General features: G+C 65.0%; 14 protein-coding genes and 1 pseudogene. 11 read left to right on the top strand and 4 right to left on the bottom strand.

The window, feature by feature from the left end; translation table 11 throughout:
* The 4 genes from AC1DRP_RS16170 to AC1DRP_RS16155 all read left to right on the top strand — a co-directional run.
* A partial coding sequence (locus AC1DRP_RS16170) for an ABC transporter substrate-binding protein (RefSeq protein ID WP_476768964.1) occupies positions 1-685 on the top strand: 685 nt, incomplete at its 5' end.
* Positions 685-1,017, top strand: a complete 333-nt coding sequence (locus AC1DRP_RS16165; RefSeq protein WP_441504701.1) for a TroA family protein — start codon at positions 685-687, stop codon at positions 1,015-1,017. The genes AC1DRP_RS16170 and AC1DRP_RS16165, both read left to right, overlap by 1 nt.
* An 11-nt stretch (positions 1,018-1,028) precedes the next feature.
* A complete protein-coding gene (locus AC1DRP_RS16160) occupies positions 1,029-2,102 on the top strand; it encodes a FecCD family ABC transporter permease (protein WP_476768965.1) in 1,074 nt (357 codons plus the stop codon).
* Positions 2,099-2,893: an ABC transporter ATP-binding protein gene (locus tag AC1DRP_RS16155; RefSeq protein WP_441504700.1), complete on the top strand. Its 795-nt coding sequence runs from the start codon at positions 2,099-2,101 to the stop codon at positions 2,891-2,893. The genes AC1DRP_RS16160 and AC1DRP_RS16155 overlap by 4 nt, the downstream gene beginning before the upstream one ends.
* A gap of 99 nt (positions 2,894-2,992) precedes the next feature.
* Here AC1DRP_RS16155 and AC1DRP_RS16150 read toward each other — a convergent pair whose 3' ends face one another.
* Positions 2,993-4,024, bottom strand: a complete 1,032-nt coding sequence (locus AC1DRP_RS16150) for an AraC family transcriptional regulator (RefSeq protein ID WP_441504699.1) — start codon at positions 4,022-4,024, stop codon at positions 2,993-2,995.
* A 42-nt stretch (positions 4,025-4,066) separates the two neighbouring features.
* Between AC1DRP_RS16150 and AC1DRP_RS16145 the strand changes: the two genes are divergently transcribed.
* The 6 genes and pseudogenes from AC1DRP_RS16145 to AC1DRP_RS16120 all read left to right on the top strand — a co-directional run bounded on the left by AC1DRP_RS16145 (position 4,067) and on the right by AC1DRP_RS16120 (position 10,592).
* Positions 4,067-4,588 carry a hypothetical protein gene (locus AC1DRP_RS16145; protein ID WP_441504698.1) on the top strand — a complete coding sequence of 174 codons (522 nt, stop codon included), beginning with the start codon at positions 4,067-4,069 and terminating at the stop codon, positions 4,586-4,588.
* Positions 4,589-5,649: 1,061 nt separating this feature from the next.
* Positions 5,650-6,063: pseudogene (locus tag AC1DRP_RS16140) on the top strand (cell wall hydrolase); the annotation flags it as partial.
* A gap of 88 nt (positions 6,064-6,151) precedes the next feature.
* Positions 6,152-6,967 (top strand): 3-methyl-2-oxobutanoate hydroxymethyltransferase, encoded by an 816-nt coding sequence (gene panB, locus AC1DRP_RS16135; RefSeq protein WP_476768963.1) that lies wholly within the window; start codon positions 6,152-6,154, stop codon positions 6,965-6,967.
* Positions 6,968-7,303: 336 nt separating this feature from the next.
* On the top strand, positions 7,304-8,278 hold the full coding sequence (locus AC1DRP_RS16130; protein ID WP_441504696.1) for a GAF domain-containing protein: 975 nt from the start codon (positions 7,304-7,306) through the stop codon (positions 8,276-8,278).
* Between the two features lie 158 nt (positions 8,279-8,436).
* Positions 8,437-9,954 (top strand): aldehyde dehydrogenase, encoded by a 1,518-nt coding sequence (gene adh, locus AC1DRP_RS16125; RefSeq protein WP_441504695.1) that lies wholly within the window; start codon positions 8,437-8,439, stop codon positions 9,952-9,954.
* Positions 9,955-10,166: 212 nt separating this feature from the next.
* Positions 10,167-10,592 carry a DUF779 domain-containing protein gene (locus AC1DRP_RS16120; RefSeq protein ID WP_476768962.1) on the top strand — a complete coding sequence of 142 codons (426 nt, stop codon included), beginning with the start codon at positions 10,167-10,169 and terminating at the stop codon, positions 10,590-10,592.
* Positions 10,593-10,609: 17 nt separating this feature from the next.
* On the opposite strand, the gene AC1DRP_RS16115 is transcribed toward AC1DRP_RS16120, so the two are convergent.
* Positions 10,610-11,401, bottom strand: a complete 792-nt coding sequence (locus AC1DRP_RS16115; protein ID WP_476768961.1) for a class I SAM-dependent methyltransferase — start codon at positions 11,399-11,401, stop codon at positions 10,610-10,612.
* A gap of 234 nt (positions 11,402-11,635) precedes the next feature.
* Between AC1DRP_RS16115 and AC1DRP_RS16110 the strand changes: the two genes are divergently transcribed.
* Positions 11,636-12,526 (top strand): LysR substrate-binding domain-containing protein, encoded by an 891-nt coding sequence (locus AC1DRP_RS16110; RefSeq protein ID WP_441504692.1) that lies wholly within the window; start codon positions 11,636-11,638, stop codon positions 12,524-12,526.
* 37 nt (positions 12,527-12,563) lie between these two features.
* On the opposite strand, the gene AC1DRP_RS16105 is transcribed toward AC1DRP_RS16110, so the two are convergent.
* Positions 12,564-12,977, bottom strand: coding sequence for an NUDIX hydrolase (locus tag AC1DRP_RS16105; RefSeq protein WP_476768960.1), 414 nt, complete (start codon positions 12,975-12,977; stop codon positions 12,564-12,566).
* Positions 12,978-13,012: 35 nt separating this feature from the next.
* Positions 13,013-13,765 carry a peptide-methionine (S)-S-oxide reductase MsrA gene (msrA, locus tag AC1DRP_RS16100; protein ID WP_441488615.1) on the bottom strand — a complete coding sequence of 251 codons (753 nt, stop codon included), beginning with the start codon at positions 13,763-13,765 and terminating at the stop codon, positions 13,013-13,015.
* Between the last annotated feature and the right edge of the window lie 15 nt (positions 13,766-13,780).

Here is a 13,780-nt window from a genome sequence, read left to right as displayed (position 1 = left end):
CAAGAAGGGCGTGCAACGGGCCATCCTCGGCGAGGGCCGGCTATTCTCCGCGACGGTCGTGCTGATGGGCAAGGACAAGCCCTTCGCGCGGCTCGCCGCCATCGGCGACGATCTGCCGAAATTCGACCCCGACACCYGGAACCGCTACCTGGCGGATGTCCCTGCCGCCAAGTCGGTGACATTGGTGAGGGCGCTCGCCTCGAGCGATTTCAGCGTGGAGAAGGCGATCACGCTTGATGCGGACCTCGTCATCCTGTCGCTCGGCTTCCTGGACAAGGCGATGCAGTCCGGTGTCGTCGACAACCTGGCCAAGGCCGGCATTCCGACGATCTTCATCGATTTCCGCGAGCGCCCGACGCAGAACACCGTGCCGAGCATGCTTCTGCTCGGCCGGGTCTTCGACCGCATGGACGCGGCCAATAGCTTCATCGACTATTATTCGCAGCAGATGCGGCGGGTCTACAACGTCACGACGCGGCTGAAGCAGGATCAGCGGCCGCTGGTCTTTGCCGAGCAGGCTGCCGGCCTCAACCCGTCTGCCTGCTGCCAGTCCTTCGGCAATTTCAACTTCGGCGAATTCGTCTCCGAAGCCGGCGGCATGAACTGGGGATCGAAGTATTTTTCCGGTGCCGGCGGCATGGTAATCCGGAGAAGATCATCGTCGATGATCCGCAATTCCTGCTGATGACCGGCGCCAACTGGTCGAACAGCAACCCCGGCAATATCGCCGTCTGGCTCGGCTACGAGACCCAGCCTGAACGCGCCGCCGCGCAGTTCAAGGGCCTCGTCGCCCGGACCGGATTTCCGGGGCTGACGGCCGTCAAGAACAGGAAGGTGATGGCGATCTATCACCAGTTCTACCAGAGCCCGTATCACTTCGTGGCCATCCAGGCGCTCGCCAAGTGGCTGCACCCCAACGAGTTCAAGGATCTCGACGCCCGGGCGACCTTCCAGGAACTGCATGACCGCTTCCTGCCGATCAAGCTGACTGGCAAGTTCTGGATCGAGATGAACTGATCGCCATGGCCCTGTCCGATATGCCGGCCTTCGAGCCGCCTGCCGATACGGCCAGCGAGCGCTATCGGCGGCGGGTGCTGGGCAAGCTCCTGCTCGCTGTCGGGGCGCTTGCGCTGCTCACGCTGGCGCTCGTGGTCGATGTCTCGGTGGGGCCCGGCAATTTCCCCTTGATGGATGTGGCGCGCGTCATCCTCGAACCGGKATCGATGGGCCCGAAGCTCGACGTGATCGTCTGGGATGTGCGCCTGCCCGTCGCGGTGATGGCCATTCTCGTCGGTGCCATGCTGGGCACTGCCGGGGCGCAGATGCAGACCATCCTCGGCAATCCTCTCGCCGATCCGTTCACGCTCGGCATCTCGTCGGCGGCGAGCTTCGGTGCGGCGCTTGCCATCGCGACCGGCGTCTCGCTCGTGCCTTTCGCGGGGGCCTTCCTGGTGACGGCGAACGCCTTCCTGTTCGCGCTCGCGACCTCGGCGATCCTGTTCCTGTTCACGCGGCTGCGCGGCGTCACCGTCGAGACCTTCGTGCTCGTCGGCATCGCGCTGTTCTTCACCTTCAATGCGCTTCTGGCCTTCATCCAGTTCCACTCGTCCGAAACCCAGCTGCAGCAGATCATCTTCTGGATGATGGGCAGCCTGTCGCGCGCCACCTGGACGAAGCTCGGGATCTGCGCCGGCCTGCTTCGAGTCATCCTGCCGTTCTGCCTGCATCGCAGCTGGATGCTGACCGCGCTCACCATGGGCGACGAGCGGGCCGCCGCCCTTGGCGTGCGCGTCGCGCGGCTGCGCCTCGAAATGCTGGTCTGCATCTCGCTGCTGGCCTCGACCGCCGTCGCCTTCGTCGGCACGATCGGCTTCATCGGCCTSGTSGGSCCGCATATCGCCCGGCTTCTGGTCGGCGAGGACCAGCGCTATTTCGTGCCGGTCGCGGCGATTGCCGGCGGCCTCATCCTGTCCGTCGCGTCGACGCTGTCGAAGGGCATTACCCCGGGGATCATCTATCCCATCGGCATCATCACCGCCCTCGTCGGCGTGCCGTTCTTCCTTAGCCTCGTGATGTCGATCCGCCGGGAGCGCTGGCAATGAGCCTTTCAATCGAGTCGATCGGTTTCGCCTATCGTGGCCGCGGCGACGTCTTCGACGGACTCAGCGCTCTGGGGCTCGAGCGCGGCACCGTCACCGCCGTGGTCGGGCCGAACGGGGTTGGAAAATCCACGCTGTTTCGCCTCGTGGCCGGGCTGCTGCGCCCGCGCGCCGGCACCATGCGGCTCGACGGGGCCGACCTTGCCGGAATGACATCGCGGCAGCGGCATGATGCGATCTTCTTCCTGTCGCAGCATGTCGCGATGCGGGCTGCGCTCTGCGTCTTCGATTATGTGCTGCTCGCCCGGAAAGCCCATGGCGGCCGCGCCACGCGCGAGGATCTGCGGGCGGTGGAGGAGGCGCTCGGCACGCTGCATATCGACCATCTCTCGGAGGTTCCGGTGTCGGACCTTTCGGGTGGCCAGCAGCAGCTCGTCTCCGTGGCCCAGGCCTTGGTGCGCGCGCCCAGCGTGCTCCTGCTCGACGAGCCGACAAGCGCGCTCGACCTGCGCCGGCAGTTGCAGGTGACCAATGTCATCCGCGAGACGACGCGGCGGCGCGGCCAGGTCACGCTCGTCGCCTTGCACGATCTGGCACTGGCCAGCCGCTGCGCGGATCGCTTCCTGCTGATCGACCGCAAGACCGTCGTCGCCGATGGCCGCCCCAGGGATGTCCTCTCCCATCCGGCGGCGTCGGACGTGTATGGCGTCGACATCACGCTGGAACAGGGTGCGACCGGCAATCTCCTGGTCGACACCACGCTGCGCGCCGGCACCGAGCGGCCGACGGCCTGAGAGGGCAGGGGGCGCCGCTCTTCGCCCAGGCCGATGGGCGTCGCATGCGCTCTGGCCGCGCCGACTGCGCCAACGGCCTTGGCGTCGGCCAAGCGACATTCATCCGTTCGGGGTGCCGCCCAGCCGCATCTGGCTCGGCGCCAGCCCGGTCCATTGCTTGAACGCATGCGAGAACGCGCTGACTTCGTGGAAACCCAGCAGCCAGGCGACCTTGGAGACATGGTGGTCGCCATCATTGAGATAGCGCAAAGCCAGATCACGCCGCAGTTGCCGCAGGACCTCCGAAAAGCTCAGCCCCTCCTCGGCGAGCCTTCGCGCCAGTGTCCGTTCGCTTAATCCAAGCTGGCGGGCGATGACTTCGGCGCGAACCTTGCCGTGAGGCAGCAGCGGAGCAATCGCATTCTCGACGCTCACCCGAAGCGGGCTCGCATTGGTCGTGCGGGATGATAGCGCCGCCTCGCAATAGGTCTGGAGGAGATCGTTGAGATAAGGGTCGGCATTCACGAGATGGCGTTCGCGCGCATCGGCCTGCAGAACGAATGCATCGGTCTCGGCGCCGAACTCCACCTTCGTCCCGGCAAACCGCGACATCGCAGAGGTGTCGCCCGATCGGTGATGCGCGATCGAGACGTGTTGTGGGACGAGATTTGCGCCGGTCAGGATGCGGCAGATCCTGATTGCTCCAAAAATGCAGAACTCGGCCTGGTGCCGATCGCAATGCCGGGGAAGGCCGGCATAGCTCAGCGTGACGGTGAACCCGCTTCCCTCGGCAATGCTGAAGACCAGCGCTTCATTGGTGATCGCGCTGTAGCGCGCAATCCGTTGCGTTGCGTCGCCGAGCGTTTGTGAGGATGCCATCACGTAGAACAGCAAGCCCATGGCTCGGGGGTCGAATTCCTGGGCCAGGGTGAAGCCGAGGCAATCATCACCCAGTGCCGCCGCGGCCCGGTCCAGGAATGCGACCTGACGCCGGGAGGGCACTCTCTGATCGTGATCGGCGAGCATGTCCTCGGTCAGGCCGACCTCGTTCAGGAGAGGCGCGGCCGGTATGCCGGCGCCGGCAAGACGCGCAACGGCAAGGCGCGAGATGCCCGCTAGCGTGGTCGGCAGGGAGGTCAGGTCGCGTGGCAAAGCCGCCGAACTCCCCTGCTCATGTCCGGGACGAGCAAAATCTTGGCCGAAATTAACAAGCGTCGGATGCTCCAGCAACGTATTTCAGGGATGTCCGGTCTGCGTGCGCGCACCGGCCACGCCTCGAAGGCAATAGGCCCAGGACAAACCAATAAGCCCAGAACAAACCTGTTGCGGAATTGGAGCCTATGGATGAGATCTCGCCGGCGTCTGGCCTCATTGAGCGCTGTCGGGATCATGATTTCTTCGACCGGTCACGCTGCGACCTTTGCCTGGGAATGTAGGTTCCCTAGCTTTCGCAATGCCCTGACCTTTGTTTGGGATACCGATAAAAGCTCCGCTTCCCTGATTGGCGGCGCGGGCTCGGCGACCTTGTGGCCGAATTTCGGCACGATTGCCTCCGGGCAGGCTGTTGTCTCATTCGCTGAGCCGACCTCTGGCGGAGCCATCCAGACGACAACGATCATCGTCAACACCGGAGAAGCGATTCATAGCCGCAATGCCATCGTCGGCGGGAAGTTTGTTCCCTCGCAAGATTCGGGTCAGTGCAGGCAAAGGCGCTGAATCTAAAATCTGCGCGCCTGCTAATATGCGTCAGTATTATCTTATTGATTTATGTTTATTAAATTAAGTTAATAATATTAATTGCGATTTACCAAAATATTGATTACAAAATTCGGCGTGCATATTCCTGAGGGATCCCGGCGCGATGCGCGTCTAAATCACCTATCGGCAGGAACGGTCACAAAGTTGCCGAACTCCCTGTCCATAGCGCTTCGATCAGCGAACAATGCAGTCTCAAATCGGGAGAGAAAAAATCTTTGGTAATTAGGAAAAAGAGGCAGAGCCGTCAGCAACATTTTTCGGGTACGCCGAGCCGACGTTGYCGAGGCCGATTTGCCATGAATGTTAAACTCAACGGTGATGCAGACTGTATGTTTGCGATACAGAATTTTGCTTCGCGTAACGGTCGTCACTCTCGGTCGGCGACGGGAAAGATTGTCGCCTGCGAAGTGGTCGTCATTTCCACTGTCGCGTTCCGGCGCGGCGCCGGCGTATCCGGACGACGCGCTAATACAGATCAGTCGTCAATGAATAGCCTGAGGCCTGACGCCGTTCCGTGGTTCTCCCGCGCGTTGAGCGGCGCGGTAACGCCTCGGCACGAGGCCGCTTGATGCGGCTCTGCCCGCAGCCTCACTCCTCATCGCAATGGCCGTAACGCCAGTTAACCCACGTTAGTCAAACAGCCTTGTCGCCTTCGGCATATCGAGACGCTGCGCTACGCAGGGCCTTCGCCATGCTTCGGGACAAGCTCCAGCAAAACGAGTTCTTTTCCGCCTCCACAGCCTCCGTGAGAGCCTTGATGTGCTCGTCTCCGGTCAGGCCGCGGCGCCCAAACCCAGCAAACAGACCAAGCCACAAGGGCCGCTGATCCTGCCGACGATGGATCCGGACCGCGAACGCACGGCTTGACCCTTACCCCCCGGAGTATCCCCATGAAGCGCATCGCCCCACTGGCGTTGCTTTCGCTTGYGGCCTTTGTCGAGCCGCCCGCCACGACCCTGGCGACCACGCAGCTCATTCTCACCGGCGTGCCGGTCGTCGTCGACGGCGACACGCTGGCGAGCGAGCAGCGCTGCCTCGCCGAGGCGATCTATTTCGAGGCGCGCTCCGAAGCGGAGGACGGGCGCGTCGCCGTCGCCCAGGTGGTGCTCAACCGGGTCAAGAGCGGGTATTATCCGGGGTCCGTCTGCGGCGTCGTCTATCAGAACCGCCACCGCAGGCTCGCCTGCCAGTTCACCTTCGCCTGCGAAGGCAAGTCGTTGCGCATCAAGGAGCCGGAGCAGTGGCAGGTGGCCCAGCGCATCGCACGTGAGGTTTACGAGGGCCGGACCTATCTCGTGGAGGTCGGCGATTCCACGCATTATCACGCCGATTATGTCCAGCCCTCCTGGGCGAAGAGGCTGAAGAAGATGGATGTGATCGGCCGCCACATCTTCTACAGCCGCGGCACGACCGGACTGGCCCATTCAGGGTGACCCGGACCTGAGGCCGGCGCTCGCTTCGCAATTGCGAGCGCGGCCCCTATAGGTTGCGCGGCGATCAGTCTCGCCGGGAGTCATGCCTATGGCCTATCTGTCCGATGCCCGCGCCCTCACGCTGGCCGATTTCGCCCGGATGAAAACGGCGGGCGAGAAGGTCGCGATGATGACCTGCTACGATTCGAGCTTCGCGAGCCTGYTCGAGAGCTGCGGTGTCGAGATCCTGCTCATCGGCGATTCCATGGGGAATGTGCTGCAGGGGCACGCCACGACCCTGCCCGTGACCATGGAGCAGATGGTCTATCACACGGCCTGCGTGGCGCGCGGCGCCAGGCGCGCCTTCATCATGGCCGACATGCCGTTCGGCTCGTATCAGGAAGGTCCTGCCCAAGCCATGCACAACGCCGCCAGGCTGATGGCTGCCGGCGCCCATATGGTGAAGCTCGAAGGCTCCGACTATGCCGTCGAAACCGTTCGATTTCTCGTCGAGCGCGGCGTCCCGGTCTGCGGCCATCTCGGGCTGACGCCGCAATCGGTGCACCAGCTCGGCGGCTACCGGGTCCAGGGCAAATCGGCTGATGCTGCGACCAAGCTCAAGGCCGACGCCGCCGCGCTGGAGCAGGCGGGTGCGCGCTTCCTCGTGCTGGAAATGGTGCCGTCGACGCTCGCCGCCGAGATTGGCGAGGCGAGCGACGCCATGCTGACGATCGGGATCGGCGCCGGTGTCAACTGCAATGGCCAGGTGCTCGTCCTCCACGACGCGATCGGCGTCTATCCCGGCAAGAGGCCACGCTTTTCCAAGGACTTCATGGTCGGCGCGGGCTCGATCCAGCAGGCGGTCGAGGCCTATGTCGCCGCGGTGAAGAGCCAGGAATTCCCGGGGGCGGAGCACAGTTACTGAGAGCCGGCTCCGGCCGCAGGGGCATGTGGCCGGCCGCCGATCTGTCGCTGCAATGCAGGCAGCGAGGGACGGACATTATCAGTCGGATGCGCCCGCTATCTCCGGGGCGGCCTCCGTTAGAATGGCCTCGGCGCGATCTTTCATTATATAAGTTGGAATATAACGATCGGCTTCGTCAATTCCTACCAGAACGCTTTCCTATCCTGACCTCCGCCTATCGGACGGTTGACAGCGGTGCCGGAACGGCCGGAACATGCCGAAAATCGCATGGCTGCCGGTAGTGACGCGCCTCGGCTGGCAATGACGGTGCGAAGCGGGTGGAAATGGATGCCGAGCATGGTCGAGACTGCGCGAGGCCTGCACGCTGATCGGATATATTCGACACTGAACAACGCTGCGGCAGTGGCGCAATCGGCCGTGGCGGCGTCCTGGTCGCGTTCCGCGGTCAGATACGGGCTCGATCCCAACCACGCCCGGCCGCCCTGGCGGCTCAGCCAGCATGAATTCGATGCCGCCTTCGAACGCCTGGATCCGCTGATCCGAGTGGCGCAGTCGACCCTTGATCGGCTCTTCCAGTCGGTCGGCGATGCCGGCTGCTGCGTGCTGTTCACCGATCGCGAGGGCGTGCCGCTCGATCGACGGGGCGTCGTCGGCGACGATGTCGATTTCCGCAATATCGGGCTCTGGACCGGAATGGTCTGGAGCGAGGCCAGCGAGGGCACCAACGGCGTCGGAACCTGCCTCGCGGAGGGGCGTCCGTTGACGATCCACCGCGACCAGCATTTCCTGACGCGCAATATCGGCCTGAGCTGCAGCGTCGCCCCGATCTGGGACGCGCAGGGGCGGCTGATCGCGACGCTGGATGTCTCGACCTGCCGGGCCGACCTGACGCCGGCCATGCTGAAGCTTGTCGCCAGCGCGACGCTCGAGGCGGCGCACAGGATCGAGGCTCATCATTTCCGGATGGTTTTTCCCAAGGCACGCATCGTCGTCGCCCAGGACCGCTTCGGCGGCGGCGGAGGTCTGCTGGCTGTCGACAAGGAGGATCTCGTCATCGGGGCGAGCCGGGCGGCGCGGCTGGCCTATGGGCTGACCGACGAGCGCCTCGCGCACCCGTTTCCCGCCGACGATCTCCTGGCGGGTGACGAGGCAAGGCCTGCCGAGGCGTTGAGCGCCGCCGAGCGCGGCGTCGTGCAGCGGGCTCTAGCGCGGGCCAATGGCAATGTCTCGGCGGCGGCGCGCATGCTCGGGGTCAGCCGCGCCACCATGCACCGGAAGCTGACAAGGCTCGGGCTCCAGCGCGGCCGGTGAGCGCACGGGTGGCCGAACATGCAATCTCTTCCAAAACCTGTCGCAAAGCTGAGACAGTCGGGCATCTGAAAGCGCCGCACGCCTCCTGACAACGCCAAGCATTGCGGCCGATCCTGCCCTCCAGGGCGCGGCCTCACAGCGCTGCGATGGAGGATGAGATGAACAAGCCCGAATTCAACCGCACGACCGCGACGCCGTTCAAGGCGCGCTATGGCAATTTCATCAACGGCAAATGGGCCGAGCCCCAGTCAGGGCGCTATTTCGAGAACACCTCTCCGGTGAATGGCCGGCTGCTCTGCGAGGTCGCGCGCTCCGACGCGAACGACATCGAGGCGGCGCTCGACGCCGCCCATGCCGCCAAGGGTGCCTGGGGCCGCACCAGCGCCGCCGAGCGGGCGCTGCTCCTCAACAAGATCGCCGATGTGATGGAGGAGAATCTCGCGCTTCTCGCGCTGGCCGAGACCTGGGACAACGGCAAGCCGATCCGGGAGACGACCGCTGCGGATATGCCGCTGGCGATCGACCATTTCCGCTATTTCGCCGGCGCGGTGCGCGCGCAGGAAGGCGGCATCTCCGAAATCGACCATGATACGGTCGCCTATCACTTCCACGAGCCGCTCGGCGTCGTCGGCCAGATCATTCCCTGGAACTTCCCGATCCTGATGGCGGTCTGGAAGCTGGCGCCGGCGCTCGCCGCCGGCAATTGCGTCGTGCTGAAGCCGGCAGAACAGACGCCCGCCTCGATCCTCGTCCTGGCCGAGCTGATCGCGGACATCCTGCCGCCGGGCGTCCTGAACATCGTCAACGGCTTCGGCCTGGAGGCCGGCAAGCCGCTCGCCTCGAGCAACCGCATCGCCAAGATCGCCTTCACCGGTGAGACCACGACCGGCCGCCTGATCATGCAATATGCCAGCCATAACCTGATCCCGGTGACGCTGGAGCTGGGCGGCAAGTCGCCGAACATCTTCTTCAAGGATGTGACGCTCGAGGATGACGATTTCTTCGACAAGGCAATCGAAGGCTTCGTCATGTTCGCGCTGAACCAGGGTGAAGTCTGCACCTGCCCGAGCCGCGCCCTGGTCCATGAGAGCATCTATGACCGCTTCATGGAGAAGGCGCTGAAGCGCGTCGAGGCGATCAAGCAGGGCGACCCGCTGGATAGCGCGACGATGATCGGTGCGCAGGCCTCGTCCGAGCAGCTCGAGAAGATCCTGAGCTATTTCGATATCGGCCGGCAGGAGGGCGCCGAGGTGCTGATCGGCGGGGCGCGAAACGAGCTGCCAGGCGATCTGGCGGGCGGCTATTACGTCAAGCCGACCGTCCTGAAGGGGCACAACAAGATGCGGGTCTTCCAGGAGGAGATCTTTGGGCCGGTCGTCTCCGTCACGACATTCAAGGACGACGAAGAGGCGCTCTCGATCGCCAATGACACGCTCTATGGCCTCGGCGCCGGCATCTGGACCCGTGACGGCAATCGCGCCTATCGCTTCGGCCGCGCGATCCAGGCGGGCCGGGTCTGGACCAATTGCTACCACGCCTATCCCGCGCATGCGGCCTTCGGCGGCTACAAGCAGTCCGGCATCGGTCGCGAGAACCACAAGATGATGCTCGACCATTACCAGCAGACCAAGAACATGCTGGTGAGCTACTCCCCGAAGAAGCTCGGCTTCTTCTGAAGCCCCTGGGGCTTCTCCTGAAGATGTTCAGCTTCTCCCTGAAGAAGCTGGCTTCTTCAGGCGTTTGCCCGCCCCTCCATGGGCACAGGCCCGGCACGCCCGCAGCGAACGTTGCTGCTGGCGTGCCGGGCTCTCCCTCAAGCCGCATGGCCCGGCGTTGAGCCTGGGCCTACGGCAGGTTTTGGTCGTCCCACGCCACGGGGAGCTCCGGCATGAGCGAGCACGTCATCGGACAGGTCCCAGTCATCGAGCAGGCACAAGGTATCGAGCAGGTCACCGCCACTCCGACCGCCTTGCGCCTGATCTCGCGGCTGCAGGCCGAGCACGGAGACATTCTGTTTCATCAGTCGGGAGGCTGCTGCGATGGCTCCTCGCCGATGTGCTATCCGCAGGGCGATTTCATCGTCTCCGATCAGGACGTGAAGCTGGGCGAGGTTGGCGGCGTTCCGGTCTATATCAGCGGTTCGCAATTCGCTCTCTGGCGCCATACCCAGCTCATCATCGACGTCGTCCCTGGGCGCGGCGGGATGTTCTCGCTGGAAAACGGCACCGAGCAGCGCTTCCTCACGCGCTCGCGTGCCTTTTCCGGCGAGGAGATGTGCCGCCTCGACGGCGGAACAATCAGCTCCGCCAGCTGAGCTGGGTCCGGCCGGCCTCACGGCTCGGCGATGATCAGCCGCAACGAACCATCGAAAGCCGCTTGCCGGCGCAATGCCCCGTGACGCGTGTCCCAGCTGCCGTCTTCGAGCGCGCGCTGGAGATCGGCGACATAGCCCGCGCGGACCGGCTCGCCGACGAAGCTCCAGGCCGAATTCGCCGCCCGGGCACCGGCCTCGAGCAGGCGTTCCGGGCGCCCATAATAGGCCTCGTTGAAACCGTCCCGGCAGTCGAAGGGAATGGCGACCGGGTCGGCGCGCGTCTGGCCGCCGAGCAATGTGCGGATCCGGCCAAGCGCGGGGTARCGGCGGGCCTCGGTGGCGAGAACCTCGGGCGCGTAATCGTTCAGCCAGAAGCGTTGCACGAGATCGGGGTCGCAGCTCAGGATGATGACCCGTCCGCGCGTCACGCGCCGCATATCGGCAAGCCCGGCCTCCAGGTTCTTCCATTGATGGATGGAGAAGGTCGTCATGCTGGCGTCGAAATGCCCGTCCGGGAAAGGCAGCGCCTCGGCGACCGCGTCAATGGCAGGGGCGAGATCGGCGGGACGTTGGGCGCGCATCGAGGCCGAGGGCTCGACGGCCGTGACGTCGCGATCCCGCGGTTCGTAGGAGCCTGCGCCGGCTCCGACATTCAGCACGGTCCGCGCGGTGCCGAGGGCCTGCTCGATCTGGGCGGCAATTGCCGGCTCGGGCTGCCGATACGCGGTATAGCCCGCGCCGATGACGCCGTAATTCGCGTCCCCGGCGCTGCCGTCCGCTTGGCGTGGATTCACCGAACCGACCGTCATCGAGACCTCCCTGTTGCGTCAAAGGGGCTGGCAGATGCGTGCGGGCCTTGCGCCGCGCATCGCCTGCGTTCCGTTAACTCAGTGCACAGCCACCTGCCTTCCTCGACCCGCCCATGAAGACACGGGATCGACTGAAAGCTGGCCGGCCATGGCGGTTCTTCTAGAGGTACACTGCCCCTCATGCTATCGAGTTAAAATCCGATCATGGTGAGCTAAACTCACGGACCATCAGTCATGCCGCGCAAGCTTCCGCCGCTTTCCGCCCTCAGGGCCTTTGAGGCGACGGCGCGTCTCGGCTCGGTGACGCGTGCGGGCGAGGAGCTCGGCCGAACCCATGGCGCGGTCAGCCGCCAGCTTCGGAGCCTGCAGGATCATGCGGGTGTGGAGCTTTTCGAGAAGGCGGGGACCGGCTTGCGGCTGAATGAACGCGGCGAGGCCTTGCGGCAGGTCGTCGCCGGATCGCTCGATGCGCTCGAGCAGGGCTGGCTGCGCGTGCTGGAGGAGGCGCGCGGGCCGAGCGTGCATGTGGCCTGCAGCGCCACCTTCGCCATGCGCTGGCTCGTGCCGCATCTGCAGGGCTTCTACCGTCGCCATCCCGAGATCCGGCTACGCCTGTCGATGACCTCCGCGCAGGAGATCAGGCACCAGGGCGCCGATCTGGTGCTGGTCTGGGATCGCCGCTCCTATCCCGCGCGCGACCGGGAGAGGGCGATCCGCCTGACCGATATCGCCTTCGGGCCCGTCTGCGCTCCCGGGCATGCGATCACGCGGGACGGCGAGCGCCTGGTCTGCTCGACCCGGATTGCCCATGAGCACAGCGCGAGCGCCTGGGAGACCTGGCAGGTCAATACGGGCCTGACGGCGAGCCACGAGGCGGAGCTCTTCTTTCCGCACACGCATCTCTGCATCGAGGCGGCGCTGGCGGGCTTGGGCGTGGCGCTTGTCGAGCAGCGCATGGTCGGGGAAGACCTTGCGGCCGGCAGGCTGGTTGCGCCTTGCGGGTTTGTTCCGTTCGCCGATGGCCTTGCCGCCATCCCCGCCAGGGATCATGGCGTTTCACCGGCCGCGCGCGCCTTCCTCGTCTGGATCGCCGAAGAATTTGCCGCCGAAGCTGCCGCCCCCTGAGCCRTCGCCTGTCGCCGAGATCGCGGGAGACGGCGTGTCAGGAACCGGCGCGTGTCCGATGGAGCGGCAGGATGGCATCGCKCGTCAGCGGGGCGAGTTCGGGATGGGGCGCGCAAGCCGGATCGAACCGGATCAGCTCCGCGATCTCCGCGGCGGGGGCGAGCGTCCGATCCGTGGACAGGCTGAACAGCTCCGCCTCGACGGTAAAACCCTGCTCATGGGCTGCAGGCGCCGCGAAACAGCCGAGATAGCGCGGCGACGACGGCGCGACGACAAGGCCGAGTTCTTCGTGCAGCTCGCGTATCAGCGCCGCCAGCGGCGTCTCGTCGGGCTGGATCTTGCCTCCGGGCTGCATGAAGGCGCTGGTGCCGCGCTTCCGCACCAGGATCAGCCGGTCCTGTCGGTCCGTGAGCAGGGCGGCCGCGATCCTGATCGTCGGCGGGGTGTTCAAAGGCATCTGTCCGGCAGGCCGATTGGTCAGTTCCTTCAGTTGGAGAGACCGGTCTTGGCGACGAGCGCCGGGTCCGGGCGATAGAGCGCGGGATACAGGCGCTTCAGGCTTTCGATCTTCGGCAGGTCGTTGATCACGATATAGGGGTGGCTCGGGTTCTTCGTCAGGAAGTCCTGATGATAGGCCTCGGCCGGGTAGAAGGGCCGGTCCGGCTCGATCTTGGTCACGATCGCCGCGTTAAAGGCCCTGGCCTGGTTGAGCTGGGCGATATAGGCCTTGGCGATCCGGGCCTGGTCCGCATTGGTCGGGAAGATCGCCGAGCGGTACTGCGTGCCGATATCGGGACCCTGGCGGTTGAGCTCGGTCGGATCATGCGCTGCCGAGAAATAGACCTGCAGGATGCGCGCATAGCTGATCTTGCGCGGATCATAGGTGATCTGGACGGCTTCGGCATGGCCGGTACGGCCCGAACCGACCTGCTCGTAGCGGGCGGTCGCCTTCTCGCCGCCGGCATAGCCGGAGACGGCATTGCTGACACCGTCGACATGTTGGAAGACGCCTTGCACGCCCCAGAAGCAGCCGCCGGCCAGGACAGCGACTTCGGACGTGGCTTGCGGGGCCGGTTCAGCGGCCGACAGGGCGGGAATCGCGCGGGGTGCATTCTCGGCGGCCGATGGTGAAATCCGCAGGCCGAGGCCGACGAGCCCGATCAGCGCCAGGGCGGCGAGGGCAGGCCGGCCGTAGCGCGCGACGGGCGATCCGGCGGTCTTGGCGCGTGGATGTGTCATGTCCAATCTCCCTGT

It is taken from the genome of Allobosea sp. 01N443 (assembly GCF_056399325.1).
This window is presented reverse-complemented; position numbering and strand designations above follow the sequence as displayed.